Genomic DNA, 14,400 nt, shown 5'->3' with positions numbered 1-14,400 from the left:
GTACCCGGGGGCGGGATCAGCGTTCGCTGTCGAGGTGTGCCATCTGCACCGTCGGGTACCGGTCGCCGGCTGCCGCGTCCGCCGGGACGGCCTGCTCGATCGCCGCCAGGTCGGCCGCGTCCAGCGTGACGTCCAGCGCGCCCAGCGACTCGCCGAGCCGCTCGCGGGTGCGGGCGCCGACGAGCGGCACGATGTCCTCGCCACGGGAGAGCACCCAGGCGATGGCGGTCTGCGCGACCGTCACGCCCTTCTGCTCGGCGATCTTGCGCAGCGCCTCGACCAGGTCCAGGTTGTGCTGGAGGTTGTCGCCCTGGAAGCGGGGCGAGTGGGCGCGGAAGTCGCCCGCGGCCAGCTGCCGGTCGCGGGTGAAGTGGCCGGAGATCAGGCCGCGGGAGAGCACGCCGTACGCCGTGACGCCGATGCCCAGTTCGCGGGTGGCCGGCAGGATCTCCCGCTCGATGCCCCGGGAGATCAGCGAGTACTCGATCTGGAGGTCGGCGATCGGGGCGGTGGCGGCGGCCCGGCGGATGGTCTCGGCGCCGACCTCGCTCAGGCCGACGTGCCGGACGTACCCCTTCTCGATCAGTTCGGCGATCGCGCCGACGGTCTCCTCGATCGGCACGTCCGGGTCGAGGCGGGCGATCCGGTAGACGTCGATGTGGTCGACGCCGAGGCGCTGCAGGGAGTAGGCGGCGAAGTTCTTCACGGCGGCGGGGCGGCCGTCGTAGCCGGTCCAGTTGCCCTCCGGGTCGCGCAGGGCGCCGAACTTGACGCTGGTCAGCGCCTGTTCGCGGAGGGCGGCGGGGGCGGTGCGCAGGGCTTCGCCGATGAGCATCTCGTTGTGCCCCATGGCGTAGAAGTCGCCGGTGTCCAGCAGGGTCACGCCCGCTTCCAGGGCGGCGTGGATCGTCGCGACGGACTCCGCGCGGTCGGCGTCGCCGTACAGCGCGGACATGCCCATGCAGCCGAGGCCGAGGGCGGAGACACGGGGGCCGGTGGTTCCGAGGGTTCGGGTTCGCATCGTCATGACTCCACCTTCGCATGACAGCTGACAGATTTCAATATCTGTCATTCCAACTTCGTCATTCAGCTTCCAGTATGGTCCAGACCTATTGACGAGAGGTCTGGACCACGCGCACTGTCATGTCTACGACACCTCGCCGCACCCCCACCGGGAGGCCTCGCATGATCAGACGCCTGCTCGTCACCGCGCTCACCGCGGCGTTCCTCGTCCCCCTGGGCATCGCCACCGCGCCCGCCGCCTCCGCCGCCGACACCTGCGCGGTGAAGCCGAGGCCGGCCGGCAAGGTGCTCCAGGGCTACTGGGAGAACTGGGACGGCTCTGCGGGCGGCGTCCACCCGCCCTTCGGCTGGACCCCGATCACCGACTCCCGGATCCCCGCCCACGGCTACAACGTGATCAACGCGGCCTTCCCGGTGATCCGCTCCGACGGCACGGCGCTGTGGGAGGACGGCATGGACGCCGGCGTGAAGGTGGCCACGCCCGCCGAGATGTGCGCGGCCAAGGCGTCCGGGCAGACGATCCTGCTCTCCATCGGCGGTGCGGCGGCCGGCATCGACCTGTCGTCCTCCGCCGTGGCCGACCGCTTCGTGGCGACGATCGTCCCGATCCTGCAGAAGTACAACTTCGACGGCATCGACATCGACATCGAGACGGGCCTGGTCGGCAGCGGGAACATCACCCAGCTGTCCGCGTCCCAGGCCAACCTGATCCGCATCATCGACGGGATCCTCGCGCGGATGCCGTCCGGCTTCGGCCTGACGATGGCCCCGGAGACGGCGTACGTCACCGGCGGCAGCGTCACCTACGGCTCGATCTGGGGCGCGTATCTGCCGATCGTCAAGAAGTACGCGGACAACGGCCGCCTGTGGTGGCTCAACATGCAGTACTACAACGGCAGCATGTACGGCTGCTCCGGCGACTCGTACTCGGCGGGCACGGTCCAGGGCTTCACCGCCCAGACCGACTGCCTGAACAAGGGCCTGGTCGTGCAGGGTACGACGATCAGGGTGCCGTACGACAGACAGGTCCCGGGCCTGCCCGCCCAGCCCGGCGCGGGCGGCGGCTACCTGTCCCCGTCCCTGGTCTCCCAGGCGTGGAAGCACTACGGCACGTCACTCAAGGGCCTGATGACGTGGTCCGTCAACTGGGACGGCTCGAAGAACTGGACGTTCGGCGACAACGTGAAGGCGCTGCAGGGCCGCTGAACCCTTCCGGGCGGCTCGCGCCTCTTATGCCTGTGCCGGCGCCCGCCGGTACGTCGGTACAGGCCTGGAGGTCGCCATGATTCTCGGTATCGGAATCGCCGTCGGCGCGGTGCTGCTCTGCACCTGCGCGGTCGCCGTCAAGCGCCGGGCGAGGTGAGCGTGTCCGGCTCGGCGTGGCCCGGTGAACAGCTGGTCGTCGCCGCGCAGCGCGGTGACGTCGACGCGGTCGCCGCCCTGGTGTCGGGCTCCCACCCGAACGTGCGGCGCTTCGCCCACTCCCTCTGCGCGACCCCGGAGGACGCCGAGGACGCGGCGCAGGAGGCCCTGATCATCCTGTACCGCAAGGTCGGCATGCTGCGGGCGTCCGGCGCGCTCGCGTCATGGATGTTCCGGATCGTCCGGAACGAGTGCCTACGGCGTGCGCGGGCGACGGTGCGGGCCCGGCCGGCGCCGCCGGACACCATGGCGGACATCACCGTGGACTCGGCCGAGGACGAGGCACTGCGGCGCCTGGAGGCGGACAGGGTGGCGGCGGCCGTCACCTCCCTGCCGCCCGAGCAGCGCCGGGTACTGATCATGCGGGACCTCCAGGGGCTCGGCGGCCGGGAGGTCGCCCATGCGCTGGGGCTCAGCACGGCGGCGATGAAGTCGCGTCTGCACCAGGCCCGCGCAGCGGTGCAGCAGGCATTGCACGCCCCGGCCGACCCGGGCCCGGGAGGACGGCGATGAGCGGTACGAAGACCGGCGGTCCCGATTTCGCGAGCGCCTCCCTGCCCCGGCACCTGGTGCGCGGCGCGGTGGGCTTCGGCGCACTGGCCGCCTCCGTCGCCTGCGTTCCGGCCGTCGGGCCGCTCGCCCTGCTGCTCCTGCCCGCCGGGCTGCTCGCCCTGCGCGGCTGCCCGATGTGCTGGGCGGTCGGGCTGGCACAGACCGTCTCCCGGGGCCGGCTGGAGCGCTCCTGCGCAAACGGCCGGTGCTCGGTGACCGTGCGCCGGTAGCAGAACGCCCACCCACCGGCCGAGCGGGTCGGCCGGTGGGTGGGCGGAAGATCGCCGGGCGGCGTCAGCAGCCGAGCAGGCGCTGGGCCAGGTAGCCCTCGATCTGGTCGAGCGACACCCGCTCCTGCTTCATCGAGTCACGCTCACGCACGGTCACGGCGTTGTCCTCAAGCGTGTCGAAGTCGACCGTCACGCAGTACGGCGTACCGATCTCGTCCTGGCGACGGTAGCGGCGGCCGATGGCGCCGGCGTCGTCGAACTCGATGTTCCAGTTCTGCCGCAGCGCCTGGGCGAGACCCTTGGCCTTCGGGGACAGCTCCGGGTTGCGGGACAGGGGCAGGACCGCGACCTTCACCGGGGCCAGGCGGTGGTCGAGCCGCAGCACGGTCCGCTTCTCCATCTTGCCCTTGGCGTTCGGCGCCTCGTCCTCGACGTAGGCGTCGAGCAGGAAGGCCAGCATGGTGCGGCCGACACCCGCCGCCGGCTCGATGACGTACGGCGTCCAGCGCTCGCCGGCCTCCTGGTCGAAGTAGGAGAGGTCCTGGCCGGAGGCCTTGGCGTGCGCGGAGAGGTCGTAGTCGGTGCGGTTGGCGACACCCTCCAGCTCGCCCCACTCCGAGCCGCCGAACTGGAAGCGGTACTCGATGTCGGCGGTGCGCTTGGAGTAGTGGGAGAGCTTCTCCTTCGGGTGCTCGTACCAGCGCATGTTCTCCTCACGGAGACCCAGGCCGCGGTACCAGTTCCAGCGCTGCTCCATCCAGTATTCCTGCCACTGCTCGTCCTCGCCCGGCTTGACGAAGAACTCCATCTCCATCTGCTCGAACTCGCGGGTGCGGAAGATGAAGTTGCCCGGCGTGATCTCGTTGCGGAACGACTTGCCCATCTGGGCGATGCCGAACGGCGGCTTGCGGCGCGAAGTGGTCTGCACCTGGGCGAAGTTGGTGAAGATGCCCTGGGCGGTCTCGGGACGCAGGTAGGCGACCGAGCCGGAGTCCTGGGTCGGGCCGAGGTGGGTGGAGAGCAGACCCGAGAACTGCTTGGGCTCGGTGAACTGGCCCTTGTTGCCGCAGTTCGGGCAGTTGATGTCCGCGAGGCCGTTCGCCGGGGCGTGGCCCTTCTTCTCCTCGTACGCCTCTTCCAGGTGGTCGGCACGGAACCGCTTGTGACACGAGGTGCACTCGGTCAGCGGGTCCGTGAAGGTGGCGACGTGGCCGGAGGCGACCCACACCTCGGAAGCCAGGATGACGGACGAGTCGATACCGACGACGTCCTCGCGAGACGTCACCATGTAGCGCCACCACTGACGCTTGATGTTCTCCTTGAGCTCGACACCCAGCGGTCCGTAGTCCCAGGCGGCACGCTGTCCGCCGTAGATCTCACTGCAGGGGAAAACGAAGCCACGGCGCTTGCTCAGGCTGACGATGGTGTCGATCTTGTCGGCGGCCACGGTGCTCTCTTCATTACGACGACGGGCGTTGAAGCGAGATGCTTCCAGCGAATGATTCAGGTTACCGGCGCAGGCTCCCCCACGACCAAATCGGCCCCCGCTCAGACCACCTGATGAGCGTTGTTGACAACGGTTTCCATATTTGTTGAAAATGACTGTCATGAACGTACGACGACGCACCCGGTCCCGCGCGCAGCGCCTCATACCCGCCGCCGCGGTCGCCGCGGCCACCGCACTCGGGATCGGCACGCTCTCCGCCTGCTCCGGCGACAGCGCCGCGGCCGGCACCGGCAAGTTCGACGTCGTCGCGTCGTTCTACCCCCTGCAGTTCCTCGCCGAGCGGATCGGCGGGGACCACGTCAGCGTCACCACCCTCACCTCGGCCGGCCAGGAGCCGCACGACCTGGAGCTCAGCCCCCGGCAGATCGCGGCGCTCCAGGACTCCGACGCGGTCCTGTACCTGAAGAACCTCCAGCCCTCCGTCGACGACGCGGTGGCCCAGTCCCCGGTGCAGACGAAGATCGACGCGGCCTCCCTGACCACGCTGGAGACCCACGGCACCGAGGTCGGCGGCCACGCGGCCGAGCACGACAGCCACGAGGGCGGCGAAGAGGCGGGCAAGGACCCGCACATCTGGCTCGACCCGGTGCGCTACGCCCAGGTCGCCGAGGGCGTCGGCAAGACCTTCGAGAAGGCCGACCCGAAGCACGCGGCCGACTACAAGAAGAACACCGCGGCCCTGGTCAAGCAGCTGCGCGAGCTGAACACCGAGTTCCGGGACGGCCTCGCGGGCACGAAGAGCAAGGTCTTCATCACCACGCACGCCGCCTTCGGCTACCTCGCCGAGCGCTACGGCCTCATCGAGGAGGCCATCAGCGGCCTCGACCCCGAGTCGGAGCCGAGCGCCGCCCGGGTCAAGGACCTGGAGAGGACGGCCGAGGCCGACGGCGTCAGCACCGTCTTCTACGAGACCCTGGTCAGCGACAAGACGGCCAGGACCATCGCCGGCGACACCGGCCTGAAGACCGACGTGCTCGACCCGATCGAGGGCATCACCGACAAGTCCCGCGGCACGGACTACTTCGCGGTCCAGCGGGCCAACCTCAAGGCCCTCCAGCAGGCGCTGGGCGCCAAGTGACGGGAGACGAGATGACCAGCGAGCCTGTCATATCCCTGCGCGGGGTGACCGCCGAACTCGGCGCGCGTCCCGTGCTGCGCGGCATCGACCTCACCGTCGGCCGCGGCGAGGTCGTCGCCCTGCTCGGCGCGAACGGCTCCGGCAAGTCCACGGCGATCCGCGCGATCATCGGCCAGGTGCCGGTCAGCGGCGGCACCGTCGAGCTGTTCGGCACCCCGCGCCGGTCCTTCCGGGACTGGGCGCGCGTGGGGTACGTACCGCAGCGGACGACGGCCGCCGGCGGAGTCCCGGCGACGGTCGGCGAGATCGTCTCCTCGGGCCGCCTGTCCCGCACCCGCTTCGGCGTCTTCCGCAGGAGCGACCGCGAGGCCGTGCACCGGGCCCTGGAGCTGGTCGGCATGGCGGACCGCGCCAAGGACTCCGTGAACGCCCTCTCCGGCGGCCAGCACCAGCGCGTCCTGATCGCCCGCGCCCTGGTCGCCGAACCCGAACTCCTGATCATGGACGAGCCGATGGCGGGCGTCGACCTGGCCAGCCAGGAAGTGCTGGCCCGGACCCTGCGCCGACAGGTCGAAGCCGGTACGACGGTCCTCCTCGTCCTGCACGAACTGGGCCCGCTGGAGCCCCTGATCGACCGGGCGGTCGTCCTGCGCGACGGCTGCGTGCTGCACGACGGCCCGCCGCCGCGGGCGGTCGGCCAGCACGCGCTGCCCGGCCATGACCACGTACACCCGCACGCACCGGCGGGTACCGAACCGATCCGCACGGGACTGCTGAGCTGATGGACATCCTCGACTACGGCTTCATGCAGCGGGCGCTGCTGGCCGCCGTGCTGGTCGGCATCACCGCGCCCGCGGTGGGCATCTACCTGGTCCAGCGCCGCCAGGCCCTGATGGGCGACGGCATCGGGCACGTGGCCATGACGGGCGTCGGCCTCGGCTTCCTCCTCTCCACCTCCCCGGTGTGGATGGCGACGGCCGTCTCGGTCCTCGGCGCGGTCCTGATGGAACTGATCCGCTGGTACGGCAAGACACGCGGCGACATCGCCCTGGCCATGCTGTTCTACGGCGGCATGGCCGGCGGCGTGATGTTCATCAACCTCGCCCCGACGGGCTCCACCGCCAACCTGACGACCTACCTGTTCGGCTCCCTCTCCACGGTCGCCCCGTCCGACGTGACCGCGATCTGCCTCCTGGCCGCCTTCGTCCTCCTGGTCACGGTGGGCCTGCGCCGCCAGCTGTTCGCGGTCAGCCAGGACGAGGAGTTCGCGCGGGTCACCGGCCTGCCGGTGCGCGCCCTGAACCTGCTGACGGCGGTCACCGCGGCCGTCACCGTGACGGTCGCCATGCGGGTCGTCGGCCTGCTCCTGGTGTCCGCGCTGATGGTGGTGCCCGTGGCGGCGGCGCAGCAGCTCACCCGCAGCTTCACCGTCACGTTCGTGATCGCCGTGGCGATCGGCGTGGCCGTGGCCGTCAGCGGCACGGTCACCTCCTACTACCAGGACGTCCCGCCGGGCGCCACGATCGTCCTGCTCACGATCGCCACGTTCATCGCGCTGACCGCCCTGGCCGCCCCGCTGGCCCGGCGACGCGCCCGCGCGGCAGCCGGGGCGCAGCCCGCCGGGGACCCGGCGGAATGCTCGATTCCGGCCTCGCGCGGGGCCGGGGACGAGGTCGGCGTCTGACCGCTGACAGTCCGGGCTGGCACAATGGCCGGGCAGTAGCGAGACGCGTGCCATCGAAGGAGGCAACGGTGACGACCGCTGGACCGCCCGTGAAGGGCCGCGCGACCCGCCAGCGTGCGGCCGTGGCGGCGGCCCTGGACGAGGTCGACGAGTTCCGCAGCGCGCAGGAACTGCACGACATGCTGAAGCACAAGGGCGACTCGGTCGGGCTCACCACGGTCTACCGCACCCTCCAGTCCCTCGCCGAGGCCGGCGAGGTCGACGTCCTGCGCACGTCCGACGGCGAGTCCGTGTACCGGCGTTGCTCGACCGGCGAGCACCACCACCACCTCGTCTGCCGCGCCTGCGGCAAGGCGGTGGAGGTGGAGGGCCCGGCGGTCGAGAAGTGGGCGGAGGCGATCGCGGCGGAGCACGGCTACGTCAACGTGGCCCACACGGTGGAGATCTTCGGCACCTGCGCGGACTGCGCGGTGGAGTAGGGCGTCGGCTCAGCTCCGCCCGAAGCAGCGCTCCAGCTCGTCCAGGTCGTAGAACGCGCTGCCCCCGGCGATCGGACGGCAACCCGCCTTGAACGCCGTCTCCTTCTCGTTGTAGAGCATCCGCACCAGGTAGCGGTCGCCCTTCCGGAAGACGTCCCACTGGATGTTGGCGCCGAGGGGAGCGACGGACGCGCCCCGCCAGGGGTTGTCGGCGTATGTGTACGGCTCCCCCGGCGTCGCCGGCTCCGTGCTGCCCGGCAGCCCCATCAGCGCGGCCAGCGGAATGATCTCCTCGGCATGCGTGAAGCGCAGCTCGGCACCGAGGTCACTGGTGCCGGCCCGCTTGGCCTCGACCTGCGCGAAGAGGTCGTCGAGCAGGACGCCCGCCATCCTGTAGGTGATGTCGCTGTCCGAGAAGCCGGGGCCCTTCTCGTAGAAGTCCTCGGCGTCGGACAGATAGCCGAACCAGGCCGCGTCCGTGCGGGAGAGGTAGCGCTCCATGCCCCAGCCGTCGCCGTCCGGGCTCTCCTCGCTCATCGCGGGGGCGATGGCGTACAGGTCGTAGACGGCCCGCGCGGCCCCCACCTGGTCGGTGATCCCCGCGACGAACGGCTCCTTGAAGATCCTTCGCAGGACGCCGTGGGCGACCGCCCGCGTCCTCGGCTGGTCGGTGATGCCCTTGAGGGTGTCCTTCAGGCGCTGGTCGTTCGCGATGTAGTCGCGGTACGCCGCACCGCCCGCCGCCTTGTGGAAGTACAGCAGGTCCTTGTCGACGCGGGCCGGCCCGATCAGCGGCTTCAGGTCGGGGTCGGCCTCGGCGAGCGCGTTCGTGAACTCGGTGCCGCTGTCCACGGCCCGGCCCTGTCCGGAGCTGACGACGTCGATCTTCTCCCCGTCGTCGGCGATCTTCGCGAACAGCGACGGCAGCCGCCGCTCCAGGCGCACGGCAGTGTCCGCCAGCTCCCGCCGGCCCCGCCCGCTGAGACCGCCGTGGCCGACCTTCGCCATGGCGGCCTCCAGGGCCCGGACCTTAGGCCCGAACTCCTCGCCCCTGCCGGTGAGTTGGCCCTCCGCCTCGGCCTTGTCCCACAGCGCGAGGATCAGGTCGCCGTCCTCGCTGTCGGTCGCCGCACGCGACCCGTGCCGGGAGACGTTCTCGGTGAGGACGGGCACGAAGCCGGCCGGGGGCCGCTGGTAGCCGCGCGGATACTGCAGGGGCGCATACGGCGCCTTCGTGCCGTAACTCTCGCGGTGCGCGGGGCCGTCGCCGGCGTGCGCGGGGAGGGCGGTGAGCAGCAGGGCGCCGAGGGCGAGGACGGGAGTGAGACGTCTCATGAGTCCCGCATCCTCGGCGGCCCGCGTGAATGCCCGGTGGCTACGAGGTGGACTCGCCCTTCATGGCGGCTTCCATGGCGATCAGTTCCTCGTTCGGGACGGCCCCGCCGAAGCGCCGGTCACGGGAGGCGAACTCCAGGCACGCCCGCCACAGGTCACGCCGGTCGAAGTCGGGCCACAGCACGTCCTGGAAGACCATCTCGGCGTACGCGCTCTGCCAGAGCAGGTAGTTGGAGGTGCGCTGCTCGCCACTCGGACGCAGGAACAGGTCGACGTCCGGCATGTCCGGGTAGTACAGGTACTTCTGGATGGTCTTCTCGCTGACCTTGGACGGGTCGAGCCGGCCCGCCTTCACGTCCTCGGCGAGCCGCTGCGCCGCGTCGGCGATCTCGGCGCGCCCGCCGTAGTTCATGCAGAAGTACAGGGTGAGCAGGTCGTTGCCCTTGGTCTGCTCCTGGGCGACCTGGAGTTCCTTGGCGACCGACTTCCACAGCTTGGGCATGCGCCCCACCCAGCGCACCCGGATGCCGAGCGCGTCGAGCTGGTCCCTCGTCTTCCGGATGAAGTCGCGGTTGAAGTTCATCAGGAAGCGGACCTCGTCGGGCGACCGCTTCCAGTTCTCGGTGGAGAAGGCGTACAGGGAGATGTTGCGGACGCCGATCTCGATCGAGCCCTGGAGCACGTCCAGCACCCGCTCGGCCCCGACCTTGTGCCCCTCGGTGCGCGGCAGGCCCCGCTCCTTCGCCCACCGCCCGTTGCCGTCCATGACGATCGCGACATGGTTCGGCACCAGCTCACCCGGGAGCTTGGGCGCGCGGGCACCGGACGGATGCGGCTCCGGCGCCGTGTACTCGCGCCGCTGGCGCCCCAGGATCCCGCGTACGACCATGTGCTTCTCGTCTCCCTCTTACTTCTCGACGTACCTGAGCGAACGCAGCCCGCGCTCCAGATGCCAGTGCAGGTAGGCGGACACCAGCCCGCTGCCCTCGCGGACGTACCGCGCCTCGCACGCGTCCGCCGTCTCCCAGTCTCCCGTAAGCAGCGCCCCCAGCAGTACCAGGGTCTGCGGGGACGGTACGACGCTGCCGGGCACCCGGCAGTCGGCGCAGACGGAGCCGCCGGAGGCGACGGAGAAGAAGCGGTTCGGGCCGGGCATCCCGCACTTCGCGCAGTCGCCGAAGCTGGGCGCGTAGCCGTTGACGGCGAGGGAGCGCAGCAGGAAGGCGTCGAGGACGAGATGGGGTGCGTGCTCGCCCCGGGCGAGCGTCCGCAGGCCCCCGACCAGCAGCAGATACTGCTGCACGGCCGGCTCGCCCTCGTGGTCCGTGAACCGCTCGGCCGTCTCCAGCATGGCCGTCCCAGCGGTGTACCGCGCGTAGTCGGTGACGATCCCCCCACCGTAGGGCGCGATCGTCTCACTCTGCGTGCACAGCGGCAGCCCGCGCCCGACCAGCTCGCTGCCCCGCGCGAAGAACTGCACGTCGACGTGAGAGAAGGGCTCCAGCCGGGCCCCGAACTTCGACTTGGTGCGCCGCACCCCGCGCGCCACGGCCCGCACCCGCCCGTGACCGCGCGTGAGCAGCGTGATGATCCGGTCCGCCTCACCCAGCTTCTGGGTGCGCAGCACGATGCCGTCGTCGCGGAACAGACTCATGGCACCCATTCTCGCCCATGCCGACGGGGCTCCCGCCCGCCCGAGGGAACCACTCGGGATGACGCCGGTGGAGATCGGCGATCGCCGGCAGGAAGACGAGGAGGGCATCCTGCACCGCCCCCGGAGAGCCCTCCCTGAACTCCAGGGTGTGCTGCCCGAGAGTGAGTCTCGTGATGATGTCCAGGCTCTCTTCCGAGATCCCCGCCTGGTCCGTGACGGTGGTCGTGGTGACCCACTCGGACGAGGTCTCCCACGAAACCCCCCGGAGCTCCGAGTGAGGGATCTTCCACCGGAAGCCGGAGTTCAGATACAGGTGGGTGTCCGTGGAGACCACCGCCCCCGTCCTGGCATAGGGCGACTTGAGGTATCCGATCAGGCGCTCCGTCCGGGAGACGCCCCCTCTCCACCTCACCCATCTCATCCGCCAGCCCCCCGAGGCACCCTCGGGCACGACGGTCATGCCCGCACGCAGCAGCAGCAGGCGCAGGGCATCCACGAAGTCCATGGGCTCGGCGTACTGCCGGGGCGTCGGGGCCGCCGGGGCCGTCCGGACGGGGGCACGGTTGTGGATCCAGGGCACGTCCCCCATGAAGTTGCGGTTGCCGCACTGGGGCCGGGGAACGGTACGGCCTTGTCGCTCCTGCTGCCTGAACCGTTCGACGACCTCCTTCGAGATGCGGTCGAGGCTCAGCGTCGGGCCGGCTCCCCGGATGCCGTTCTCCAGGACGTCGATCAGCGCACCGGTGAAGTAGGGGTACCCGCCGGGCGACGTGTACGACGGCTCCGTCCCCGACGCGGACGTCATGATCCAGCTGCCGGGGCCGCTGTAGCCGTCACTCAGCGGCTGGGCCGGATCAGGACGCTCCAGGACCGCGGCGGAGCCGCCCATCGAGATGGCCAGACCGCTGTAGCAGCAGTCGAGGAACGTGATGCGACGGCGCGCGCGGGGCGCCCTCCGCTTCGCGACGTCGAGCAACGTCCGGTACGGCAGCGTCCCGATCGCCAGGTTGTCGTCGTCGGCGCCGGCCATCGCCAGATACAGCTCGGCCCTCTCGCGCTCCCGCAGCCCGTGCCCCGCGAAGTACACGAGAAGCGTGTCGGACGTCGCCTCCCCCGCGTCGCGAACCGCCTTCAGGATGTCGTCGGCGGAGGGCTGCGCGTCGAGGACGGTGACATTGCCACGGGGCAGGCCCCAGACCGTGGGGTCGCACAGCAGCTCGGCCAGTCTGCGGACACCGGCCACCACACCGGGCAGGGGAGCGAGCGGCCGGTAGTCCTCCACGCCGACGAGGACCGCCCGGCTCCCCGCCGGGTCAGGAAGCGTCACCGTCGCCGCCACTCCCCCGCGCCGGCCCCGGCACGATGCCCAGCACCACGGCCGCGCGGGCGGCCTCCTCCGCCGACTCCCCGTAGATGACGCAGCGGGATCCGCCCTGCTCCAACACCAGCCCCGCGGACCCTCGTTCCTCACGGCGCAGCGCACCACGGAAGGTACCGAACGCCCCGATCAAGCCGATGAGGAACGAACCCGAGTCGACGGCAAGGCTGATCCAGGGGAGCCAGTCCGATGACATCCTGCCGTCGTCACGCGCCACACGCTCCCGCCGTACGACGACGGACCGGGCCAGCCGGGGATCCTCGGTGATCCAGTCGGCGAACGACTCCGTCCACCCCTCGCTGTCACTCCACTCGTCGCCCACGTCACCGGACGGCTGAACGCGCGCGACCCTGACCCGTAACTCCATGGCTGAAGCCCCCCTCGATGTTCCCCGGTCCCCCTGGCGGAGAGTCCGGCTCAGGCTAGAGCGCCCCCGCCTCCCATGTCTCGAAATCTGGCGGGATCAGGGAACTTCTCGGGCATCACCTAGAGCGTCTCGCCACGGCTGCGGGCGTTGGCACGGGCCGTCGCCGCGCTGAGCCGCTCGGCGGCGGTCGCGGTACGCAGCGCCCCCGGCTCGGCGTCCCACTCCCGGCCTCCGCCGTAAGGTCTCAGCTGGACGTACGGCCCCTCGTGCCCCATGACGATGCCGACCCGGCCGGTACGGGTGTCGACCACATGGCTGCCGACGGGAGGCTTCACCGCGCCACCTCCGTGAGCGCCGGATCGAGCCCCGGTGACGGGAGAGTGGCCCCGGCCTTTTCCAGCGCCGACCGCAATTCCTTCAATGTCTCCTCCGCCTCCTCGACAACCCTCACTCTGCTCCCCTGTCCTTCCGAGTTTCACGCTTCGTGCACCCAGCGTGACGCTCCGCCTCTACACTCGGCAGGAGTCTGCGCAGACGCCGGGGAACGCCAGGGGACGCCGGAATGACCCAGCTGGAGCTGGGCGCACGGGACTCGGTCTCCGGCGCAGCCCCAGCAACGGCGAGGGCGAGGGCGGTGGTTGCGTCGAGGTCGCCCACGAATTCCCCGGTGTCGTACGCGTCCGGGACAGCAAGGTGGTCCAAGGGCCGGTGCTGGTGATCGGGTCGGTCGCGTGGACGGAGTTCATCGGCGCCGTGGGGACCGCCCGCTTCCGGCCAGTGTCGTGCCTCCGCGCTCCGCGTCAAGGGCGCTGCGCGTCGCCTTCGGCGATGGCCCTCCGGGCCACCCTTGACCCGGAGCGCTCCAGCACGGGTAAGAAGCGAGCGGGCGGCCCGGAAAGACGGGGCCCCAACCGTTGGCAGCCCCTCACGCCGGCTCCCAGTCACCGGAGGAGGGGGCGCATGAGCCGATCCGGGCACGCCGGCTCGGCCAAGCGTCTACCGGCGAGTGGGGGCGGCGGACACCCCCCGCCAGCGGGGGGCGGGCGGGGGCACGGACGGGGGCCACGGGCGGGGGCCACTCATCAACTGCCGGTGGCCGCCGCATCAACTGCCGGTGGCCGCCGCAGCTGACACGATTGGCGGATCTGGGCCACCCTCCCCCACCCCAACAGCCCGTTCCAAGCCCCCTCCTGGCCCAAATCCGCCAATCCCCATCCGAGCGGAGGCTGGTGAGACCCCTGTGACGGACGAGCCCCGGCGCCCCTCCCCTTCCCGGCCCACCCACGGACCGGACCCACACCCCGCCCCCACCCGACGACCGCAACCCGCCAAGCCGACCCGGCGTCCATGCGAGACGCCCCCGCGCACCACCCACCACCCGCACCCGCCAAACCCACCCGGCGTCCATGCGAGGCGCGACCGCGCACCACCCACCCGCCGCTCGCCGCCAAACCCACCCGGTGTCCATGCGAGACGCGACCGCGCCCCCACCACCCACGGTGCTGCGCAGCTGGCCCAAGGGGTGATACCGGGCCGGGCCACTGCTCTTTCGGGCCGCTCGCTCGCTTCTCACCCGGGCTGGAGCGAGGTGTGTCAAGGGTGGCCCGGAGGGCCATCGGCGGAGCCGACGCGGAACGCCGCGTGATCACCGGCGGGATCGGCACCGTCCCCGGCGCGACGATGAACGAGCG

The 14,400-nt window shown here is 70.9% G+C and carries 16 protein-coding genes; 8 read left to right on the top strand and 8 right to left on the bottom strand.

Features of this window, described 5'->3' with window-relative positions:
- Positions 1-16 precede the first annotated feature (16 nt).
- Positions 17-1,027 (bottom strand): aldo/keto reductase, encoded by a 1,011-nt coding sequence (locus ABZ937_RS26565; RefSeq protein WP_361695822.1) that lies wholly within the window; start codon positions 1,025-1,027, stop codon positions 17-19.
- A 158-nt stretch (positions 1,028-1,185) separates the two neighbouring features.
- Between ABZ937_RS26565 and ABZ937_RS26560 the strand changes: the two genes are divergently transcribed.
- The 3 genes from ABZ937_RS26560 (at position 1,186) to ABZ937_RS26550 (ending at position 3,227) form a co-directional block, all read left to right on the top strand.
- Positions 1,186-2,229, top strand: coding sequence for a chitinase (locus ABZ937_RS26560; protein WP_361695821.1), 1,044 nt, complete (start codon positions 1,186-1,188; stop codon positions 2,227-2,229).
- A gap of 159 nt (positions 2,230-2,388) precedes the next feature.
- Positions 2,389-2,958 carry an RNA polymerase sigma factor gene (locus ABZ937_RS26555; protein ID WP_361695820.1) on the top strand — a complete coding sequence of 190 codons (570 nt, stop codon included), beginning with the start codon at positions 2,389-2,391 and terminating at the stop codon, positions 2,956-2,958.
- Positions 2,955-3,227, top strand: coding sequence for a hypothetical protein (locus ABZ937_RS26550; RefSeq protein WP_361695819.1), 273 nt, complete (start codon positions 2,955-2,957; stop codon positions 3,225-3,227). Before ABZ937_RS26555 ends, ABZ937_RS26550 begins: the two co-directional genes overlap by 4 nt.
- A gap of 64 nt (positions 3,228-3,291) precedes the next feature.
- On the opposite strand, the gene ABZ937_RS26545 is transcribed toward ABZ937_RS26550, so the two are convergent.
- Positions 3,292-4,674 carry a glycine--tRNA ligase gene (locus ABZ937_RS26545; RefSeq protein ID WP_361695818.1) on the bottom strand — a complete coding sequence of 461 codons (1,383 nt, stop codon included), beginning with the start codon at positions 4,672-4,674 and terminating at the stop codon, positions 3,292-3,294.
- A 160-nt stretch (positions 4,675-4,834) separates the two neighbouring features.
- Here ABZ937_RS26545 and ABZ937_RS26540 point away from each other — a divergent pair, with 160 nt between their 5' ends.
- The 4 genes from ABZ937_RS26540 (at position 4,835) to ABZ937_RS26525 (ending at position 7,975) form a co-directional block, all read left to right on the top strand.
- Positions 4,835-5,812, top strand: a complete 978-nt coding sequence (locus ABZ937_RS26540; RefSeq protein WP_361695817.1) for a metal ABC transporter substrate-binding protein — start codon at positions 4,835-4,837, stop codon at positions 5,810-5,812.
- An 11-nt stretch (positions 5,813-5,823) separates the two neighbouring features.
- Positions 5,824-6,594: a metal ABC transporter ATP-binding protein gene (locus ABZ937_RS26535; RefSeq protein WP_361695816.1), complete on the top strand. Its 771-nt coding sequence runs from the start codon at positions 5,824-5,826 to the stop codon at positions 6,592-6,594.
- On the top strand, positions 6,594-7,496 hold the full coding sequence (locus ABZ937_RS26530; protein WP_361695815.1) for a metal ABC transporter permease: 903 nt from the start codon (positions 6,594-6,596) through the stop codon (positions 7,494-7,496). The genes ABZ937_RS26535 and ABZ937_RS26530 overlap by 1 nt, the downstream gene beginning before the upstream one ends.
- A gap of 68 nt (positions 7,497-7,564) precedes the next feature.
- On the top strand, positions 7,565-7,975 hold the full coding sequence (locus tag ABZ937_RS26525; protein ID WP_361695814.1) for a transcriptional repressor: 411 nt from the start codon (positions 7,565-7,567) through the stop codon (positions 7,973-7,975).
- 9 nt (positions 7,976-7,984) lie between these two features.
- Here the strand turns inward: ABZ937_RS26525 and ABZ937_RS26520 are convergent, their stop codons facing one another.
- The 6 genes from ABZ937_RS26520 to ABZ937_RS26495 all read right to left on the bottom strand — a co-directional run bounded on the left by ABZ937_RS26520 (position 7,985) and on the right by ABZ937_RS26495 (position 13,044).
- Positions 7,985-9,310: a histidine-type phosphatase gene (locus ABZ937_RS26520; protein ID WP_361695813.1), complete on the bottom strand. Its 1,326-nt coding sequence runs from the start codon at positions 9,308-9,310 to the stop codon at positions 7,985-7,987.
- Positions 9,311-9,350: 40 nt separating this feature from the next.
- Positions 9,351-10,199, bottom strand: coding sequence for an isoprenyl transferase (locus ABZ937_RS26515; protein WP_361695812.1), 849 nt, complete (start codon positions 10,197-10,199; stop codon positions 9,351-9,353).
- Between the two features lie 18 nt (positions 10,200-10,217).
- Positions 10,218-10,964, bottom strand: a complete 747-nt coding sequence (gene recO, locus ABZ937_RS26510; RefSeq protein WP_361695811.1) for a DNA repair protein RecO — start codon at positions 10,962-10,964, stop codon at positions 10,218-10,220.
- A complete protein-coding gene (locus ABZ937_RS26505; protein WP_361695810.1) occupies positions 10,912-12,291 on the bottom strand; it encodes a caspase family protein in 1,380 nt (459 codons plus the stop codon). Before ABZ937_RS26505 ends, recO begins: the two co-directional genes overlap by 53 nt.
- Complete coding sequence (locus tag ABZ937_RS26500; RefSeq protein ID WP_361695809.1) at positions 12,278-12,709, bottom strand: hypothetical protein; 432 nt, start codon at positions 12,707-12,709, stop codon at positions 12,278-12,280. The genes ABZ937_RS26505 and ABZ937_RS26500 overlap by 14 nt, the downstream gene beginning before the upstream one ends.
- Positions 12,710-12,828: 119 nt before the next feature.
- Positions 12,829-13,044 carry a hypothetical protein gene (locus tag ABZ937_RS26495; protein ID WP_361695808.1) on the bottom strand — a complete coding sequence of 72 codons (216 nt, stop codon included), beginning with the start codon at positions 13,042-13,044 and terminating at the stop codon, positions 12,829-12,831.
- 85 nt (positions 13,045-13,129) lie between these two features.
- On the opposite strand from ABZ937_RS26495, the gene ABZ937_RS26490 reads away from it, so the two are divergent.
- On the top strand, positions 13,130-13,840 hold the full coding sequence (locus ABZ937_RS26490) for a DUF397 domain-containing protein (RefSeq protein ID WP_361695807.1): 711 nt from the start codon (positions 13,130-13,132) through the stop codon (positions 13,838-13,840).
- The last annotated feature ends 560 nt before the right edge of the window (positions 13,841-14,400 follow it).

This window comes from Streptomyces sp. NPDC046727, assembly GCF_040645635.1.
Classification (GTDB): Bacteria; Actinomycetota; Actinomycetes; order Streptomycetales; family Streptomycetaceae; genus Streptomyces.
This window is presented reverse-complemented; position numbering and strand designations above follow the sequence as displayed.

Bases quoted from the DNA above. Each gene is read 5' to 3' on its own strand.
- ABZ937_RS26520 (WP_361695813.1), bottom strand. From the start codon at position 9,310: ATGAGACGTCTCACTCCCGTCCTCGCCCTCGGCGCCCTGCTGCTCACC.
- ABZ937_RS26550 (WP_361695819.1), top strand. From the start codon at position 2,955: ATGAGCGGTACGAAGACCGGCGGTCCCGATTTCGCGAGCGCCTCCCTG.
- ABZ937_RS26515 (WP_361695812.1), bottom strand. From the start codon at position 10,199: ATGGTCGTACGCGGGATCCTGGGGCGCCAGCGGCGCGAGTACACGGCG.
- ABZ937_RS26535 (WP_361695816.1), top strand. From the start codon at position 5,824: ATGACCAGCGAGCCTGTCATATCCCTGCGCGGGGTGACCGCCGAACTC.
- ABZ937_RS26565 (WP_361695822.1), bottom strand. From the start codon at position 1,027: ATGACGATGCGAACCCGAACCCTCGGAACCACCGGCCCCCGTGTCTCC.
- ABZ937_RS26560 (WP_361695821.1), top strand. From the start codon at position 1,186: ATGATCAGACGCCTGCTCGTCACCGCGCTCACCGCGGCGTTCCTCGTC.
- ABZ937_RS26500 (WP_361695809.1), bottom strand. From the start codon at position 12,709: ATGGAGTTACGGGTCAGGGTCGCGCGCGTTCAGCCGTCCGGTGACGTG.
- ABZ937_RS26530 (WP_361695815.1), top strand. From the start codon at position 6,594: ATGGACATCCTCGACTACGGCTTCATGCAGCGGGCGCTGCTGGCCGCC.
- recO (WP_361695811.1), bottom strand. From the start codon at position 10,964: ATGAGTCTGTTCCGCGACGACGGCATCGTGCTGCGCACCCAGAAGCTG.
- ABZ937_RS26490 (WP_361695807.1), top strand. From the start codon at position 13,130: ATGTCTCCTCCGCCTCCTCGACAACCCTCACTCTGCTCCCCTGTCCTT.
- ABZ937_RS26540 (WP_361695817.1), top strand. From the start codon at position 4,835: ATGAACGTACGACGACGCACCCGGTCCCGCGCGCAGCGCCTCATACCC.